Genomic DNA, 15,820 nt, shown 5'->3' with positions numbered 1-15,820 from the left:
ATGAAACTATTACTGACAAACGATGATGGAGTTTTTGCCCCTGGCTTAATAACTCTAGCGAGTAATCTTGCATCAGAAGGGCATAAAGTGTGGGTAGTGGCTCCCGATAGGGAGCGAAGCAGCATTGGGCACGCCATTACGCTATTTAAACCTTTAAGACTTTGGAATGTTGAAAGTGGGGTTTACCCTGGTGAAGTAAAAGTTTGGGCTTGTGATGGCACGCCTTCAGATTGTGTGGTGTTAGGCATTGAGGAGATTATACCTGAAGCCGATGCGGTTATTTCAGGTATAAATAGAGGCCCTAATTTGGGAGACGATCTTACATATTCTGGTACGGTGTCGGCAGCTATGGAAGCCCATTTCTTGGGAAAGCCAGCTATTGCTGTGTCTTTGTGTTGTGAAACGACTGAGATGGGCCACTTATATGAGACTGCTGCCAAAGCGGTGATAGCTATATTAAACAAATTTTGTAATTTGGGATTTTACAATAGCTTACTACTTAATGTTAACGTTCCCAATTTACCAATTAAGGCAATAAAGGGGTTCAGAGTAACCAAAAAGGGCATAAGAATGTATGAGGAGAAGGTTACCAAACTCAAAGATCCCAAAGGAAATATGTATTATTGGATTTCAGGCCGAGTTGAGGATAAGCTTGAAGAAGGGGCAGATGTAGAGGCAGTAAAAGAGGGATTTGTGTCAATGACTCCTATTCATATGGATTTAACTCATTACCCCTCTATAGAGAAGTTAAAAAGAGCAGGGCTAGAGGAAATAAAGATACAATTTTGAAGATTTTTTTGAATAAAAATTTCGGGGTGTTTTGTTGACTTTTGTAAAACCCCACAGTATAATGTTCGCAATCTTAGAGATCAAAGAGGAGCGCTGGTTATGTGGCAGAACCGAATAAGACGAGCTAGACGAATAAGACGCCTGTACTCTCGTACATCTATGCCGGAATATGCGGTGATGATGGGGAAGAGTAGGTTGGGTGCTCGTCAACAGAGAGGGGATGTTTAAGCTGAGAGCGTTCCTTGGCGAAACCAACTGAAGAGAGCCCCGGAGCCGGTCCCGAAGAAAGGCTTAGGCCAAGTAGGGACAAAACGGTTTAAGAGACCGTGAGGGGCCTCAAGAAGGCAAAAAGGGTGGTACCGCGGGCAAAAGAGCTCGTCCCTGAGGGGACGGGCTCTTTTTTTTATGGACAAATATAAATTATCAAAGGGAGGAATAAGAATGTATAAAGGGAAAGTAGTTCTTGCGTATAGTGGAGGTCTTGACACATCGGTTGCTATCAAATGGCTTCAGGATCAAGGGTACGATGTGGTGACTTTTACAGCAGATGTAGGCCAAAACATAGATTTAGAAGAGGTGAAAGATAAAGCCTTTAAGGTTGGAGCGGTAAACGCATATGTCATGGATTTAAAGAAAGAATTTGTTGAGACTATGGTGTGGCCTGCTTTAAAAGCCAATGCACTTTACGAAGGTAAGTATCCGTTGAATTCGGCTCTTTCTCGACCTCTCATCGCTAAATATCTGGCGTGGATTGCAGAGATAGAAGGCGCTGTAGCAGTAGCCCATGGCTGCACTGGGAAGGGTCAGGATCAGGTAAGGATAGAGGTGTGCTCTAAGGCGCTCAACCCGGATTTAGAAGTAATAGCTCCAGTAAGGGACTGGCATTTCTCCAGGGATGCTGAAATAGATTATGCAAAGGCTAATAATATTCCAATACCTATAACTAAAGAAAGCCCTTATTCTATAGATTCCAATTTATGGGGGAGGTCCATCGAATGTGGGCCACTTGAAGATCCATGGGTTGAGCCACCAAGCGATGCTTTTACCATGACTGTTGATCCTTGGGATGCCCCTGATGATCCAGAATATGTTGAAATTGGTTTTAAAAATGGAGTTCCTGTTGCGCTCAACGGACAAGAGATGGATGGTGTAAGCTTAATTTTGAAATTGAACGAGATAGCTGGGAAACATGGCGTAGGTCGCATCGACATGATTGAGGACAGGCTGGTAGGCTTTAAGAGCAGGGAGGTTTATGAATGTCCAGCTACAGTAGTTTTGCTGCAAGCACACCAGGCTGTTGAGTCTATGACACTGCCCAAAGAAGTGATAATGTCCAAGATGGATTTGTCACTAAAATATGCTGAATTGGCGTATGTTGGCTATTGGTTTTCGCCTTTAAGGGAGGCACTTGATGCTTTCTTTGATAGCATCCAGAAATACGTGAACGGTATGGCCCGCGTGCGCCTATATAAGGGAAATGCGGTAGTGGTTGGAACTAAGGCTAAAGAATCCCTTTATCAAGAAGATTTAGCTTCTTACTCCGAAAAGGACGCATTTGATCATGAGGCAGCTAAAGGGTTTATAACCATATGGGGGCTGCCGGCTGTAACATGGAAAAGTGTCCATAAGGAAAAATCGGATAAGGCAGCTTTCCTCAAGGTTGTAGGAGGTGGCAGTAATTAAATAGTTTTAGCTTAGAAGATATTGAAGCCCTTGATTTTTGGATTCGGCTTTTGCCATGACAGATCAAGAGCTTCGACCTTTGCTCCTGGGGGGCCATCTTTAAACCATTGGATCATGTGTATGATGGCCTCCTCATTTCCTTGAATGAACGCCTCTACGGTTCCGTCTGGGTTATTTCGAATCCATCCTTCAATTTTTAACTCCTTGGCGCGAAGTCTGGTTTGCCACCGAAATCCTATCCCCTGAACTCGTCCTGAAATATGAACATGAGCAGCCTTTTGTGGCAAAATATCACACCTCCTAAAGTTTTTTTGTAAAGTTTACCATTTATGTTAGGTTAGAAAAGAGCTAAACTAAAATAGTAGCGGTAAGAGCTTATGTTTTGTAAAGGGGTTTTAGATATGAATAATAATATGGCGGAGATTGTAGAAATAAGGGATCTAAAAGGGAAAAGGTGTCTTCTTTCCTTGAGTTATTCACCGTTTCGCCCATCTGGAGGAGGCCAGCCGGGTGATAGTGGAATGCTGGAAGGTGAAGGTTTGATATGCGAAGTTAGAGATTGTCTAGCGATAGAAGGAAAAACATTTCTTGATGTACGTTTAATCAAGGGGACTCCCAGCATTGGTATGAGGGTCAAAATTCAAGTGGACCAGGAAAGGCATAAGATTTTATCTCGAATGCACACTGGAGAACATGTCTTATCCAAGATCCTGGAGACAGGATTTGACGGATTGAGTGTAAATAAGGTGAACATAGCAGAGGAAGAAAGCACTATTTATTTGTCCTATAACGGTGAGTTAGATTGGGAAAACCTTTTTGAGGCAGAAGAGAAGGCAAACGAGATAATAAGAAGAGATTTGCCTGTATATATTGAGAGCGTTCCCAAAGAAAAAGCAGAAAAAATGGATGACCTAAAAATCAATCTTTCAAGAATAAAAGACGCTACAGTCAGAGTTGTGGTTATCCCAGGGTTTGATCTTATCGCTTGTTCAGGCTCTCACGTTAAGCGCACCTCGGAGATAGGCAAGATTCTAGTCACAGGTTTTAACGGCTCGCCTCCCAACTGGAGCGTTTCTTTTACAGTGCATAGTGAAAGGTATCTTCAAAATTATGCGAGAACTGCCAGAAAACTGATTAGAAGAATAGGATGCCCTCTCGACAAGCTAGAGGCAGTTTATCTTTCGTTGCAGGATGACAAAAAAGATTTATTGAATGTAATAGATAAAGCGAGAAAATACATTAATATCCCGTGGGAGAAAGAAACTTTTGGTGATATTGACTTTCATTATGTTTTTATGGAGGAAGTGTTGATTGATGTATGTGTGCCTAACGTAAAGAAAACAGTGCTAGAACACCCTAATTCTGTGGTTTTGTGTATTTTCAAAAATCCATCTAAAAACGTTGCACGGTTTATAATGGCTAGAGGAGATTTCTGTAAGATAAATGTAAAAGATTTTTTGAAGTCCAATCCGGTTTTAGAAACCAAAGGTGGTGGAGCGGAAAGTTGGGTGCAGGGGATTACTAAGTGCTTATCTTTTGAGACATGGAAAGACTCTTTGAAAGAATATTGTCTGAAAAGATAGCTTTGGCAGGAGATTTTTCACAGGGGGGAAGCTAATGGTTCTTTTCTTTATTTCAATGATGGCTGCCGCTATATCCTTTGGGGTTCTGTACACTTATCTTGTGCGAATGCCAGTATTGTTTATGACTCGTGTCTTTACCAAACAGATTAACGGTGATGAAAGTAAAGAGATGGAGGGAGTTTTTCCAGAGAAAGCACAAAAGGTTATATGGTATCCGTTGAAAATAGTGTTTTTCCTTGGTGAAACCTACATCCAGGCAGGTTGGGGTGCCTACTGTGTTTTGCGTGCTTTGAGGGTCATTAATGAGAGAGGGCTAACTCAAGGATGGGGGGTTCATATAGCGGCTTTTTTGGCGTGTTTAAGCGCTCTGGGGTATTTGGCCCACAAGGAGCCTAGAAAAGATATAACGGTGATGATTCAATCCTCTATAGCTATGGGAAGTTACATGGTGTATTGTCTTGTTCCAACAGCTTTAGAACAGTATTATCCTTGGCTTGTATCTTATTTTCACTTCTGAAAACTTTAAATTTTACTTTTACCGTTTTTTGTTTTTGAAATGCAAGCTATCGTGCGTCGTTTTAAATGGTATACTTTGTTATGTATTTTTTGATTGCAAAGGGGGGGATAAAGGTGAGGGAGTTTAAAAAAAATCTTGGCCAGCTTTGTGGGAGTAAACCCCATGAACGCTGTGGAGTTTCAAGACCGGAAGTTCCGCCAATTTATGCGACCTCAGTTTTTTCATTTGAGAAATTGGAAGACATGGACCATGTTTTCGATGGTACAACCCCCGGATTTATTTATTCAAGGATAGAAAACCCGACTAACAAGCTGCTTGAGGATATTTTAGCCGACTTGGAAGGAGCACAAAGGGCCCTAGTGTTCTCCTCAGGGATGGCGGCTATATCTCATGCTTTGTTTTCTGTCCTTTCTCCTGGGGATCATGTGGTTGTAAGTGATGTAATTTACGGCGGGAGCTATGGATTTTTCAGCGAGATTTTGCGTTTTTGGAATGTAGAAGTTGATTTTGTGAATATTTTTAATATTGAGATGGTAAAAAAAGCCATAAAACCTAATACTAGGATTATATATTGTGAGACCATAGCAAATCCTTTAATGGAAGTTGCGGATATACCATACTTATCAGATTTAGCAAAAAAAAATGATATTCTCCTATTTGTAGATAATACCTTTGCCTCCCCTGCGTTATGTAAGCCTGCTTGCCTTGGTGCAGATGTGGTTATAAATAGCCTTACGAAATACATTAATGGCCATAGTGATGTTACAGGAGGAATGGTTGCAGGCAGTAGTTCCTTTATAGAAAAATTATTGAAGGTAAGAACAATAGTGGGTGGGTGCATGAGCCCCTTCGATGCGTGGTTAACTTTGAGGGGATGTCGCACTCTTGATGCAAGAATGAAGATTCATTCGGAGAATGCTATGGCGCTAGCTAGACTTTTGGATGGTCACCCGAAAGTGGCGAAAGTTTACTATCCTGGGCTGGAAAAGCAGAGTACCTATGGTATAGCTCGGAAAATACTTAATAATGGTTTTGGGGGGATGCTAAGTTTCGAAATTTTAGGAAAGGAATCTGATTTGCGGTTATTTGTTGAAAGTTTGGAAGTGATAGAAATTGTTCCGAGTTTGGCTTCAGTTTCAACTATCTTGTCAATTCCTGCTAAGACTTCCCATAGGTCTGTTCCAGAAAATGTAAGGTTGTCCAAGGGAATATCAAACACATTGATCAGGCTTTCGGTGGGAATAGAGCCATTAGAAGTAATATGGCAAGATATAAGTAATGCGTTGGCACAATTATCTTAATTTCCAAGATATCCAATATATACAAGTACGAGGTGAGTAAAGCATGAAAAAAAAGAATGTTCTTGTGACCTTTTCCCCGGAACCGGAATGGAAAGAAGTTATTGAAAGGGTTTTAGGCGGTATTACGAAATTAACGTACTTGAAGGAGTGTGATAAAGCGGATAGGAAAAGAATAATTGAAAACGCTGATGTACTGGTTTCCTTCATGGTTCATAATGAGCTTAAAAAGGAAGAATTTAAATATCTTAGAGAAGGTGTTCTGATACAGACCTTGCTTGCTGGTGTCGATGCAGTTCCTTTCTCAATTATTCCTAAAACTGTAACTTTGTGCTCTAATGCTGGAGCGTGGGCTGAGCCTATGGCGGAGCATATCTTAGGTATGATGCTTGCCCTTGGGAAGAACTTGCTGAAGTGCCACAAAAAGATGGCCGCAGGGGATTTTTATAGGGATGAATATAACACGTGGTTTTATGGTAAAACCGCTGGTTTTATAGGTTATGGCGGGATATCTAAGGCTACAGCCAAGCTGCTGAGGGCTTTAGGGATGAAAATAATGGCTATAAACACCTCAGGCAAAACAGAAGACGACATAGATTTTATAGGTTCCCTCAAAGATATGAATAAGGTGTTGTCTGAATCAGATGTAGTGATCATAGCGGTGCCGCTTACAAGACATACTAAGGGATTAATAAGCGAAAAAGAGTTGAGTATGATGAAACCCAATGCCATATTAATTAATCCTGCCAGAGGGGATATTATTCAAGAAAAGGCTCTTTATGAGCACATGAAATCACACCCGGATTTCAAAGTTGGTATCGATGCTTGGTGGATAGAGCCTTTCACTCATGGAGAATTCAAGGTTGATTATCCTTTCTTTGACTTTGACAATTTCTTGGGCTCTCCGCATAACTCCAATTTGGTTCCCGAGATTTACCCACTGGCCGCAGAAAGAGCAGCAGAAAATGTGAAGCGTTTTCTCATGGGGGAGAAACCCAGAAATATTGTAAATCCAGAAGATTATTCATGGAATTAGGCTTAGTTTATCCAAGGAGAGAGGAGTTAAGTTGCAATGAATAGTCGGATGTATGATTTTAGTTTTATTTTGCCAACTAGAATAGAGTTTGGCGCTGGAAAAATAAAAAAACTTCCAGACATATTAAAAGAAGTTGGTGCTAAGCATCCTTTTATAGTTACAGATCCAGGAATAGTAAAAGCAGGAATTTTGCCTGTAGTTGAAGATTTGTTGAAAGCGGTTATTCCTGATTATATTGTTTTTTCTGAAGTTGAGGCTAACCCAAAGGATAAAAATGTGGAAGAAGGTGCGAAATTAGCGAAAGATTTTGGTGCTGATCTTCTTATAGCTGTTGGAGGAGGAAGCCCCATTGATTGTGCTAAGGCAATCTCAATTCTTATGACCTTGGGAGGCAAAATAAGGGACTATGAGGGGCGAAATAATTTTGCCACTTTGCCGATTCCACTGATTGCTGTTCCTACTACCGCAGGAACAGGTAGCGAGGTAACGTTTAGCTCTGTAATCACAGATAGTAGTGAAAAATTTAAATTTAGCATAAGGGCGGAAGGAATAGCTCCAAAGGTTGCTTTGGCGGATCCAGAACTTACAGTGACTTTGCCTCCTATGCTTACGGCAGCTACAGGGATGGATGCTCTTACTCATGCCATAGAAGGATACACTTCTTTGCTCGCTGAGCCTATAGCGGAAGCATGTGGTTTGTATGCGGTGAGCTTGATATCAAAAAATATACGAAGAGCAGTAGAGTGCGGAGAAGATTTGGGGGCCAGAGCCAATATGCTTGCTGGTAGCATATTAGCTGGCATCTCTTTTAGTCATTCAGACGTAGCATCTGTACACTGTATAGCTGAGGCGTTAGGTGGCAAATACGATGCTCCTCATGGATTGTGCAATTCTGTCGTGTTATCTGAAATCATGGAATACAATCTCCCCTATTGTGTAGAGAAGTACAGCGAAATAGCCAAGTCTATGGGGCTGAGTTTTTCTACGAAAGAGGAGGGTGCTCAAATGGCTACAGCGGAGGTCAAAAGGATGGCAAAAGATATAGGGTTACCTTCTTTCGCTTCACTAGGTGTGAAAATGGAAGATTTAGAAGAAATAGCTAAAAATTCTTTCAGAAACGGGAGCAATTCCAGTAACCCAAGACCAATGAGTGAGAAAGATTATTTGACGGTACTAAAAAAATTAATGAGCCAGTAAAAATTTTAAGGGCTGTCCCTGTACCATAGGTTTTTAGTATCGGCCATCTCATATAGTTTTTCCGTTATCTTTGCCACGTAGCTATCAATGTTTCTTGGAAGGCTAGTCCTGGGGTATGTCCTTTCTTTTGTTATTTTGTTTTCCTTCCAGGCCTGGCCTTCAGAAATGCAGTTTTGAGCGAATCCCTGAAGCCTATCAATGGCGTTTGCATAGAGGGCTTCTGGTGTTTTCTCTTCAGTAAATTCCATCCAAAGCTCTGATATCCACTCGTGCAAATCATCAGGTAACATAGAGAATAATTTTGAAGCGGCAGCTTGCTCTCTTTCTGCTTGATCGTTTTTGCCTTCTTCATCGTAGGCATATGTGTCCCCTGCATATATTTCTACCAAGTCATGTATTAAGAGCATGCATAACACTCGGCATAGATCCCAATTAGCTTTTGTAGCTTTATGAATCATCATGGCCCATAAAGCAGCATGCCACATATGTTCGCCGTCAGTCTCATTCCTGCTTAAATCATGTAGATAGCCTGCCCGTTCTACTGTTTTTGCCCTGTCAACTAAAAATAAAAAATCTAAAAGTTTGGATATGTTCTCCTCTATCATATTTAACTAAACCTCCCAAATATACAAAATTTATTGGCTTAAGGATGTATTCAATTTGTGGTATCATATCATAGCAGGTTGCCAAATCTATTTAGGATATATTGTAAATATAACAAAAGAACAGGAGGGACGAAACATGGTAGACTTGAGCAAGTATGAGGATTTTGTTAAGCACAGGGAGGATTTTCCTTCATTGGAGCGAACCCATAATGGATATCCATTGGCATATTTTGATGGGCCTGGGGGAACGCAAGTGCCGACGCAGGTTATTGATGCAGTTTCATGGTACTACAAGACTTGCAACTCCAACACTCATGGGTTTTTCATAACTACAAATGAATCTGATAGGATGATAGAGGAAACAAGGGAGACTGTGGCCGTATTTTTGGGTGCAAAAAGTGGGAAGAACATTTCCTTTGGGCATAATATGACGACGTTAAACTATATGCTCAGCAGGGCTATTGGGAAATTCTTGCAACCCGGAGATGAAATTCTCATAACTCAATTGGATCACGAGGCCAATAGAGGACCTTGGTTGGCCCTTCGGGAACAGGGAATAGTAGTCAGAGAAGTCAAGATAAAAGAAGACGCCACCCTTGATTATGATGACCTCGAAAAAAAATTAAACGAGAAAACCCGCCTAGTCGCTATGGGGTTTTCTGCCAACACGACAGGAACAGTTAATGACGTGGAAAAAGTACGCAAGATGACCTACAAGGTAGGCGCGTGGCTTTTAGTAGATGCAGTACATTATGCACCTCATTTTCCAATAGATGTAAGCGCTTTGGGTGTAGATTTCCTACTTTGTTCTTCTTATAAATTTTATGGACCCCATATGGGTATTCTTTACAGTAAGGAAGGATTGTTGGAAATGCTGCCAACTTATTCCCTGCGGACCCAAGAACAGAGTGCCCCCTACTGTATTGAAACTGGTACTCTCAATCATGCAGCTATAGCTGGAATTAAAGCTGCCGTGGAATACATAGCAAGTTTTGGCAGCGGACAGAGTATGCGAGAACAAATCATCTCAGCTATGACCAGATTGGCAGAGTACGAACACTATCTGGGTAAGATGATATATGATGGATTATCTAAAATCCCTGGTGTGCAGATTGTAGGCCCAAGTTTTGATGTGCCAAGAAGGGCTCCTACGATTTCCTTTACTTTGGAAGGAATGGATCCTATTGAGGTTTGTTCTCTTCTAAACGAAAAAGGCATATGTGCATGGGACGGGCATTTCTACGGCATAAGACCCATAGAGGTTCTGGGACTTTTAGAAAAGGGAGGAGTAACTCGCGTAGGTGTTTCCCTTTACAACACCGAAGAAGAAGTTCAAAGGCTTTTACAGGCCGTGTCTGAAATTGCATCGAAAGTGAAATAAGGAAGCGAAGTGAAAAAATGAAAGCTATTTTAATAGGCTTTGGGAATGTCGGAAGGACGATTGCAAGAATATTATCGGTAGAGCGACAGCGCTTCCCGGGGTTACAAGACCTGGATTTAAAAGTAGTAGGGATATTTACCAGGACAAGAGGGAGTATAGTGGATGATGGAGGTCTTGATTTAGCTTGTGCTTTAGATGCCATAGAGCAACATGGTAGATTTTTGCCTGAAATGAAGGGGTATTGCGGCATGAGCGCAAAAGAAGCGGCAGAAGTGTTAGATTACGATGTTTTGGTGGAACTTTCCACTTTGTCCATTGACACTGGAGGAGAACCAGCTCTATCTCACATAAAGACTGCCTTGCAACGATCGAAACACGCTGTGTCTGCCAATAAAGGTCCAGTAGCTTTTGCGTACCATGAGCTTAAAAAAATTGCTGACGAAAAAGGAGTTAAGTTTCTTTTCGAGAGTGCTGTCATGGATGGAGCGCCAGTCTTCAACATGGCCAGAAACTGCCTTAAGGGGTGTCAGGTAGAGGAAATAGATGGGATCCTGAACTCTACTACTAATTACATTTTGACGCGGATGGAAGAAGGCATAAGCCTTGAGGAAGCCGTAAGAGAAGCTCAAAAAATGGGATTTGCAGAAGCAGACCCTTCTAACGATATTGATGGCTGGGATGCAGCAGCAAAGATATGTGTTCTTGCCAATGCCATTATGGATGCCGAAATAAATCCCAAGGAAGTCAAAAGAAAAGGGATAAGGGATATAACTTGCGAATATATAAAGGTAGTACGACAAAAGAAGAAATGTTTAAAACTTATTTGCAGTGCAAAAAAGGTAGGAACTCAGGTTATAACCACTGTGGAGCCTGTTGAAGTTGATGAAGGGCACTTTTTCGCTTCTGTCAAAGGGGAGGGCGCTGTCATTCGCCTGAAAACTGATCTTATGGGACCCATAATAGTAACCCAGGAGGCCCCCGATCTCTATGATACTGCTTACGGAGTTATTGACGATTTGTTGACTATCCATAGAAAAACTATCTAAATGCTTACACATCCAAGTATTGATATGAGATATATGAAGGGGAACTTCTAAAAAACCACCCTATAGTCGTTCCCCTTCTGTTTTTCAATTTTTATTGGTCCTTGCCTTGGGATATAATGACTCCGTTGCTGTTGAGATTGCAGTTGTGATAGATAGGATTTGAATAAGAGTAGGAGGGTAATGATGAAAAAAGCTTTGTTGTGCTTAGTTCTGTACGCTATTCTGATAGGGGGCATTTCAACTAAAAGTTTTGCCGCAGGGTTTGCCCTTTATGAGTTCGGAGCCAGAGGCAACGCCCTTGGAGGGGCCATAATTGGTAGAGCAGATGACCCTTCAGCCATTGCTTTCAATCCAGCGGGTATAGTCCAGATCAAAGGTTCTGCCATTCAGTTAGGCTCTTCTTTTATATTGCCCAAGGTGGATATGGACTTTGCAGATGGAAGATTTGCTTCAGAGGAAAATGTGTGGATCCCCCCTCATTTTTACTATACGAAACAGCTTAATGATAAAGCCTGGTTTGGCTTGGGCGTGTTCTCCAGGTTTGGCTTGGGTACGGAATTTCAACCTGATTGGGAAGGGAAATACAACAGTTACTACGCAGCAATAAAAAGTATTAGCGTAAACCCCAACTACGTCTGGAAAATAGGAGAAAATACTTCCCTGGCTTTAGGGATAGAGGCCATGTGGTTCGAGTATGAATCTAAAAAGAAAAAGCTGTTTCCTGGGGTGGGGGATATAGATGCCAAACTTAAGGGTGATGGCACTGCCTACGGATGGAACGTCGCTATCTGGCAGAAAGCTTCGGAGAAGATCCGGTGGGGCCTTGCCTACAGAAGTGAGGTAGAACAAAAAATAAAGGGGCAAGCTACATTTATAAGGCCTCAAGGCACTCCAGCAGGTTTTTTCCCTGACACAGGAGCCAATGCAAAAATCGTCCTTCCAGAGATGTTCTTTGGGGGAATTTGCATACAAACTGGGGAAAATACTACTGTTGAGGTAGGAGCGGTAAGGACTAACTGGAGTTCCTATGACAAGTTGGGAATAAACTACGATGACCCTCTCAATCCCTTTGACCCAACTTCAAACAAAACTACTTCCATGAAAAATTATAAGGATACATGGAGGTACAACATGGGGATAGAGTGGATAACGTCACCGAACTGGACGTGGAGGTTTGGGTACGTGTACGACGAATCTCCTATACCGGACGATACCATAGATTATCAATTGCCGGCAGATGATAGGCATTTGTTGTCTTTAGGATTTGGGTATACTAAAAATGACTGGGCCATAGATTTTTCATATACGTACCTTATTATTGATGACAGGCATATAGAGGCCAGGGAAGGTGATGAAATTCGTGAAAGTGATTTGCACAATGGCCAAACTCATATAGTGGGAATCACTTATACCCACTACTTTTAGTTAAAACTTTCTTGAACCCATTAGGGGAATTGACATAGGAGAAAGGAGCGGGAAAGATGTACACTATGCGGATCGTAAACAGAAGCGACCTTTCGCGGATTATAACGATGGGTGACGCTATAGAGGCTGTAGAAAAGGCTTACAGGCTGTTTTCGAGAAAAGAAGCAGGAGTTTTCCCGATAATAGCCCACGAATTCGAACCCGAGAAGAAAGAAATGGATATTAAGTCAGGTCATCTTGAAGGCGCAGGAATTTATGGGTTAAAAGTGGTGGGATATTCGGCGGATAATCCGCAAGTGAGAGGAATACCTGCTTTAGCCGGCCTGGTAATAGTGATGTCTGTAGAGACAGGACAACCCTTGGGTTTGGTAGATGGTATGACCATAACAAATGTTAGGACTGGAGCCGCAGGAGCGGTAGGCGCTAGGGCCCTTGCAAGGCCAGATTCGGAAAAGGTACTTATCGTAGGGACTGGAGCTCAAGGGCGGGCCCAGGTTGAGGGACTGCTTAGTGTTATGCCTGCAATTAAGGTGATAAGAGTCTTTGGCAGGACGCCATCAAATGTGGAGGCGTATATTACAGAAATGGGCGCGAAGTACCCAAATATCGATTTTTACGTCGCAACTTTACAAAACTTGAAAGATGCTGCATTAGATTCGGATATCATTGTGACATGTACCCCTTCTCACAAGCCATTGATAAAGGAGGATTATGTCAAACCTGGTACCCATATAAATGCCATTGGGGCTGATTTTCCAGGTAAACAGGAATTAGATGCACAGATTTTGTCAAAGGCTTTAGTTGTCGGGGATTCAAGAGAACAAGTTGTAAGACAGGGAGAATGCCAGACGGCATGCAGAGAAGGGATCATAAAACCTGAGGATATTCTAGAAATAGGAGATATCCTTGAGGGGATTGCCCAAGGCAGAACTTCTGATGACCAGATAACAGTTTTCGATTCCACTGGAATGGCTCTGCAGGACATAATTACCGCCCAGCTGGCCCTGAAAAGAGCGGAGGAGCAAGGTATAGGAATATTGGTCCAGATGTAATAGAGGAGGATTTGAAGATGGGTAATAATATAGTTCCTACGATAACAGATGTATTATTTGCGAAAAATTTCCTAAAAAATAGAGTGAGATGGACTCCTGCAGAAGTTTCTCCATACCTGAGTGATATTGCCGGCGGTGAAGTAATTATCAAGTGGGAAAATATGCAATTATGTGGTTCATTCAAGATAAGAGGAGCCCTGAATAAAATGTTTTCCCTTTCTCCTGAAGAAAGAAAAAGGGGTGTTATAACTTCTTCTTCAGGCAACCACGCCCAAGGTGTGGCCACTGCGGCAAAAATGATGGGAGTGAGGGCTGTAATTTGTGTCCCTGGCAATTGCCCTGAGACGAAAAAAGAAGCCATCAAGAGGCGTGGTGGTGAGTGGGTAGATTTAAGAGTGATAGGAAAACTCTATGATGAAGCTGAAGCTGAAGCTAAAAGAATAAGCAGTGAAGAAGGATTAGTGTACGTATCAGGCTATGAGGACAGGCATGTAATTAGTGGCCAGGGCACCGCTGGTATGGAGTTTTTAGAAGATTGCCCAGATTTGGATATATTGTTGGTTCCTATTAGTGGAGGGGGACTTATAACTGGCATCTCTTTAGCCGCAAAGGCGTTGCGCCCTGGGATAGAAATTTGGGGTGTGCATGCTGAGGCAAATCCATCATGGACCAGGGCTTGGGAGGTAGGAAGAGTGGAGCCTGTTGAAGAAGAGGACACTTTAGCCGATGCTTTGTCGGGAGCAGCTTCCCAAATTCTTTACGAACATTTAAGAGGAGTGCTCGCTGGTGTCATACAGGTTTCCGAAGAAGAACTAGAAAAGGCCATTGCTTTAGTCCATAGGAAGCACCACCAGGTAATAGAGGGTGCTGGAGCTACAGGTGTGGCTGCACTTATGTCTGGTAAAATAAAGCCTGAAGGGAAAAAGGTTGGCGTGTTTGTTTCGGGGGGCAACATTGACGAAAAAACTCTTGTTAAGATTTTAAATAAGCATTCAGCGTAAACTGTTTTGGTTCTTCATAAGGGGGAAGGATATTGAAGGAAGAACAAAATCCACGGAAAAATAACTTAAATAACAGATCTTTTTGGAGTATGGTCCTATTAATAGGTGTATCTTTAGCGGTAGGCTTCAAAATGCTACTTTCCGTGGACTCCTTAAGGAACGTTATAGAAGGCCCATCCAAATTCGTATTCGTCCCCATACTGCTTTTTCTCGGATATTTGGGGACCAAGAGGAGAAATTAAATAAAATATCTGTGCTAGGGGGATTTACCCCATAAATCCCCCTGCACAATGTTTTGCCGCTCCATATATTCCTTTAGCTTTTCTATTACCAGCATTTTTTTTGAAACCCATTCTGGTGCTACGAGTCTGGGTAAAGATGCGTCGGCAGTCAGACGTTGGATTATTGTGTCAGGACTTATATACCTTAAAGCTTCTGCCACTCTCTTTATATATTCTTCCATCGATAACGGTTCGTATTCTTTCTTGAGGTATAAGCTTTCAAGCGGTGTGTTTTTAAGGACGTGAAGAGGGTGGAATTTAAGTCCCCTTGCACCATTTTCGCAAAGCCATTTGCCTGAAATAGCCAGCTGCTTTGAGCCTTCTCCTGGTATGCCTGCTATAAGGTGGGCACACAGTGATATTTGTTCATATTGTTTAATTAGGCCAAGGGCTCTTTCTATAGCATCGAAGTCATGGCCTCTGTTCAACCATTTAAGGCCGGCTGGGTCAATTGTCTGAATCCCCAGCTCAAGCCATATTTCCATATCAGGGCTTGCCAAGCTAGCTAAAAAATCTAGGAATTTTTCAGGAACCTGATCTGGTCTAGCTCCAACGGAAAGCCCCTTTACTTTTCCTAAACTTGTTCCTACTTCAATGGCATACAAAATTTTTTCTTCCAGCTGATTTAGAGGTAAATTGGTGGAAGAGTAGCTTTGAAAGTATAGGATAGCCATATCCGTCTTATACCTTCTTGTTAGAACTTGAAAGCCTTTTTCGATTTGTTCTTTCAGCGTTTCTCCACGCAGAGAAGCGCCACTGCCACCTCCAAGGAAGTCGCAAAAAATACAACCTCCAGTCCTGAGGTTTTCCCTGTGGGGGCAGCTAGCCCCTATATCAAGAGATATCTTATGAACTCGTTTGCCCCAACGTTCTTTTAAAACTTTAGACCAGCTGTTAAATAACTGTTTTTTCATTTTACTCACTTC

15 protein-coding genes are annotated in these 15,820 nt (G+C 42.1%); 12 read left to right on the top strand and 3 right to left on the bottom strand.

Annotation, left to right across the window (positions count from 1 at the left end; all coding sequences use genetic code 11):
• Both surE and H0Z23_RS01200 read left to right on the top strand, forming a co-directional pair.
• Positions 1–789 (top strand): 5'/3'-nucleotidase SurE, encoded by a 789-nt coding sequence (gene surE, locus H0Z23_RS01205; RefSeq protein WP_296866980.1) that lies wholly within the window; start codon positions 1–3, stop codon positions 787–789.
• 441 nt (positions 790–1,230) lie between these two features.
• Positions 1,231–2,472: an argininosuccinate synthase gene (locus H0Z23_RS01200; RefSeq protein ID WP_296866978.1), complete on the top strand. Its 1,242-nt coding sequence runs from the start codon at positions 1,231–1,233 to the stop codon at positions 2,470–2,472.
• Between the two features lie 11 nt (positions 2,473–2,483).
• On the opposite strand, the gene H0Z23_RS01195 is transcribed toward H0Z23_RS01200, so the two are convergent.
• Positions 2,484–2,759 (bottom strand): acylphosphatase, encoded by a 276-nt coding sequence (locus H0Z23_RS01195; protein ID WP_296866976.1) that lies wholly within the window; start codon positions 2,757–2,759, stop codon positions 2,484–2,486.
• Between the two features lie 114 nt (positions 2,760–2,873).
• Here H0Z23_RS01195 and H0Z23_RS01190 point away from each other — a divergent pair, with 114 nt between their 5' ends.
• From H0Z23_RS01190 to H0Z23_RS01170, 5 genes are all read left to right on the top strand, one after another.
• Positions 2,874–4,055, top strand: coding sequence for an alanyl-tRNA editing protein (locus H0Z23_RS01190; RefSeq protein ID WP_296866975.1), 1,182 nt, complete (start codon positions 2,874–2,876; stop codon positions 4,053–4,055).
• 34 nt (positions 4,056–4,089) lie between these two features.
• Positions 4,090–4,572, top strand: a complete 483-nt coding sequence (locus H0Z23_RS01185) for a hypothetical protein (protein WP_296866974.1) — start codon at positions 4,090–4,092, stop codon at positions 4,570–4,572.
• A gap of 113 nt (positions 4,573–4,685) precedes the next feature.
• Positions 4,686–5,873, top strand: coding sequence for an aminotransferase class I/II-fold pyridoxal phosphate-dependent enzyme (locus H0Z23_RS01180; protein WP_296866972.1), 1,188 nt, complete (start codon positions 4,686–4,688; stop codon positions 5,871–5,873).
• 43 nt (positions 5,874–5,916) lie between these two features.
• Entirely contained in the window at positions 5,917–6,906 is a 990-nt protein-coding gene (locus H0Z23_RS01175; RefSeq protein ID WP_296866970.1) for a 2-hydroxyacid dehydrogenase, read from the top strand.
• 36 nt (positions 6,907–6,942) lie between these two features.
• Positions 6,943–8,103 (top strand): iron-containing alcohol dehydrogenase, encoded by a 1,161-nt coding sequence (locus tag H0Z23_RS01170; protein ID WP_296866969.1) that lies wholly within the window; start codon positions 6,943–6,945, stop codon positions 8,101–8,103.
• Positions 8,104–8,108: 5 nt separating this feature from the next.
• Here H0Z23_RS01170 and H0Z23_RS01165 read toward each other — a convergent pair whose 3' ends face one another.
• Positions 8,109–8,708 (bottom strand): HD family hydrolase, encoded by a 600-nt coding sequence (locus H0Z23_RS01165; RefSeq protein ID WP_296866968.1) that lies wholly within the window; start codon positions 8,706–8,708, stop codon positions 8,109–8,111.
• 136 nt (positions 8,709–8,844) lie between these two features.
• Here H0Z23_RS01165 and H0Z23_RS01160 point away from each other — a divergent pair, with 136 nt between their 5' ends.
• The 5 genes from H0Z23_RS01160 (at position 8,845) to H0Z23_RS01140 (ending at position 14,613) form a co-directional block, all read left to right on the top strand.
• Positions 8,845–10,089: a cysteine desulfurase-like protein gene (locus H0Z23_RS01160; protein ID WP_296866966.1), complete on the top strand. Its 1,245-nt coding sequence runs from the start codon at positions 8,845–8,847 to the stop codon at positions 10,087–10,089.
• 17 nt (positions 10,090–10,106) lie between these two features.
• Entirely contained in the window at positions 10,107–11,135 is a 1,029-nt protein-coding gene (locus H0Z23_RS01155; protein ID WP_296866965.1) for a homoserine dehydrogenase, read from the top strand.
• A gap of 183 nt (positions 11,136–11,318) precedes the next feature.
• Positions 11,319–12,560: an OmpP1/FadL family transporter gene (locus H0Z23_RS01150; RefSeq protein ID WP_296866963.1), complete on the top strand. Its 1,242-nt coding sequence runs from the start codon at positions 11,319–11,321 to the stop codon at positions 12,558–12,560.
• A 56-nt stretch (positions 12,561–12,616) separates the two neighbouring features.
• Positions 12,617–13,612, top strand: coding sequence for an ornithine cyclodeaminase family protein (locus H0Z23_RS01145; RefSeq protein WP_296866961.1), 996 nt, complete (start codon positions 12,617–12,619; stop codon positions 13,610–13,612).
• Between the two features lie 17 nt (positions 13,613–13,629).
• Positions 13,630–14,613, top strand: a complete 984-nt coding sequence (locus H0Z23_RS01140) for a threonine/serine dehydratase (RefSeq protein ID WP_296866958.1) — start codon at positions 13,630–13,632, stop codon at positions 14,611–14,613.
• Between the two features lie 256 nt (positions 14,614–14,869).
• On the opposite strand, the gene H0Z23_RS01135 is transcribed toward H0Z23_RS01140, so the two are convergent.
• Positions 14,870–15,808 (bottom strand): TIGR01212 family radical SAM protein, encoded by a 939-nt coding sequence (locus H0Z23_RS01135; protein ID WP_296866956.1) that lies wholly within the window; start codon positions 15,806–15,808, stop codon positions 14,870–14,872.
• Positions 15,809–15,820 lie beyond the last annotated feature (12 nt).

Source organism: Thermovirga sp., assembly GCF_017656375.1.
Taxonomy (GTDB): Bacteria; Synergistota; Synergistia; order Synergistales; family Thermovirgaceae; genus Thermovirga.
This window is presented reverse-complemented; position numbering and strand designations above follow the sequence as displayed.

What these genes read in the sequence shown, in the direction of transcription:
- surE (WP_296866980.1), top strand. Translation starts at nt 1, where the DNA reads ATGAAACTATTACTGACAAACGATGATGGAGTTTTTGCCCCTGGCTTA.
- H0Z23_RS01200 (WP_296866978.1), top strand. Translation starts at nt 1,231, where the DNA reads ATGTATAAAGGGAAAGTAGTTCTTGCGTATAGTGGAGGTCTTGACACA.
- H0Z23_RS01190 (WP_296866975.1), top strand. Translation starts at nt 2,874, where the DNA reads ATGAATAATAATATGGCGGAGATTGTAGAAATAAGGGATCTAAAAGGG.
- H0Z23_RS01185 (WP_296866974.1), top strand. Translation starts at nt 4,090, where the DNA reads ATGGTTCTTTTCTTTATTTCAATGATGGCTGCCGCTATATCCTTTGGG.
- H0Z23_RS01175 (WP_296866970.1), top strand. Translation starts at nt 5,917, where the DNA reads ATGAAAAAAAAGAATGTTCTTGTGACCTTTTCCCCGGAACCGGAATGG.
- H0Z23_RS01170 (WP_296866969.1), top strand. Translation starts at nt 6,943, where the DNA reads ATGAATAGTCGGATGTATGATTTTAGTTTTATTTTGCCAACTAGAATA.
- H0Z23_RS01165 (WP_296866968.1), bottom strand. Translation starts at nt 8,708, where the DNA reads ATGATAGAGGAGAACATATCCAAACTTTTAGATTTTTTATTTTTAGTT.
- H0Z23_RS01160 (WP_296866966.1), top strand. Translation starts at nt 8,845, where the DNA reads ATGGTAGACTTGAGCAAGTATGAGGATTTTGTTAAGCACAGGGAGGAT.
- H0Z23_RS01155 (WP_296866965.1), top strand. Translation starts at nt 10,107, where the DNA reads ATGAAAGCTATTTTAATAGGCTTTGGGAATGTCGGAAGGACGATTGCA.
- H0Z23_RS01150 (WP_296866963.1), top strand. Translation starts at nt 11,319, where the DNA reads ATGAAAAAAGCTTTGTTGTGCTTAGTTCTGTACGCTATTCTGATAGGG.
- H0Z23_RS01145 (WP_296866961.1), top strand. Translation starts at nt 12,617, where the DNA reads ATGTACACTATGCGGATCGTAAACAGAAGCGACCTTTCGCGGATTATA.
- H0Z23_RS01140 (WP_296866958.1), top strand. Translation starts at nt 13,630, where the DNA reads ATGGGTAATAATATAGTTCCTACGATAACAGATGTATTATTTGCGAAA.
- H0Z23_RS01135 (WP_296866956.1), bottom strand. Translation starts at nt 15,808, where the DNA reads ATGAAAAAACAGTTATTTAACAGCTGGTCTAAAGTTTTAAAAGAACGT.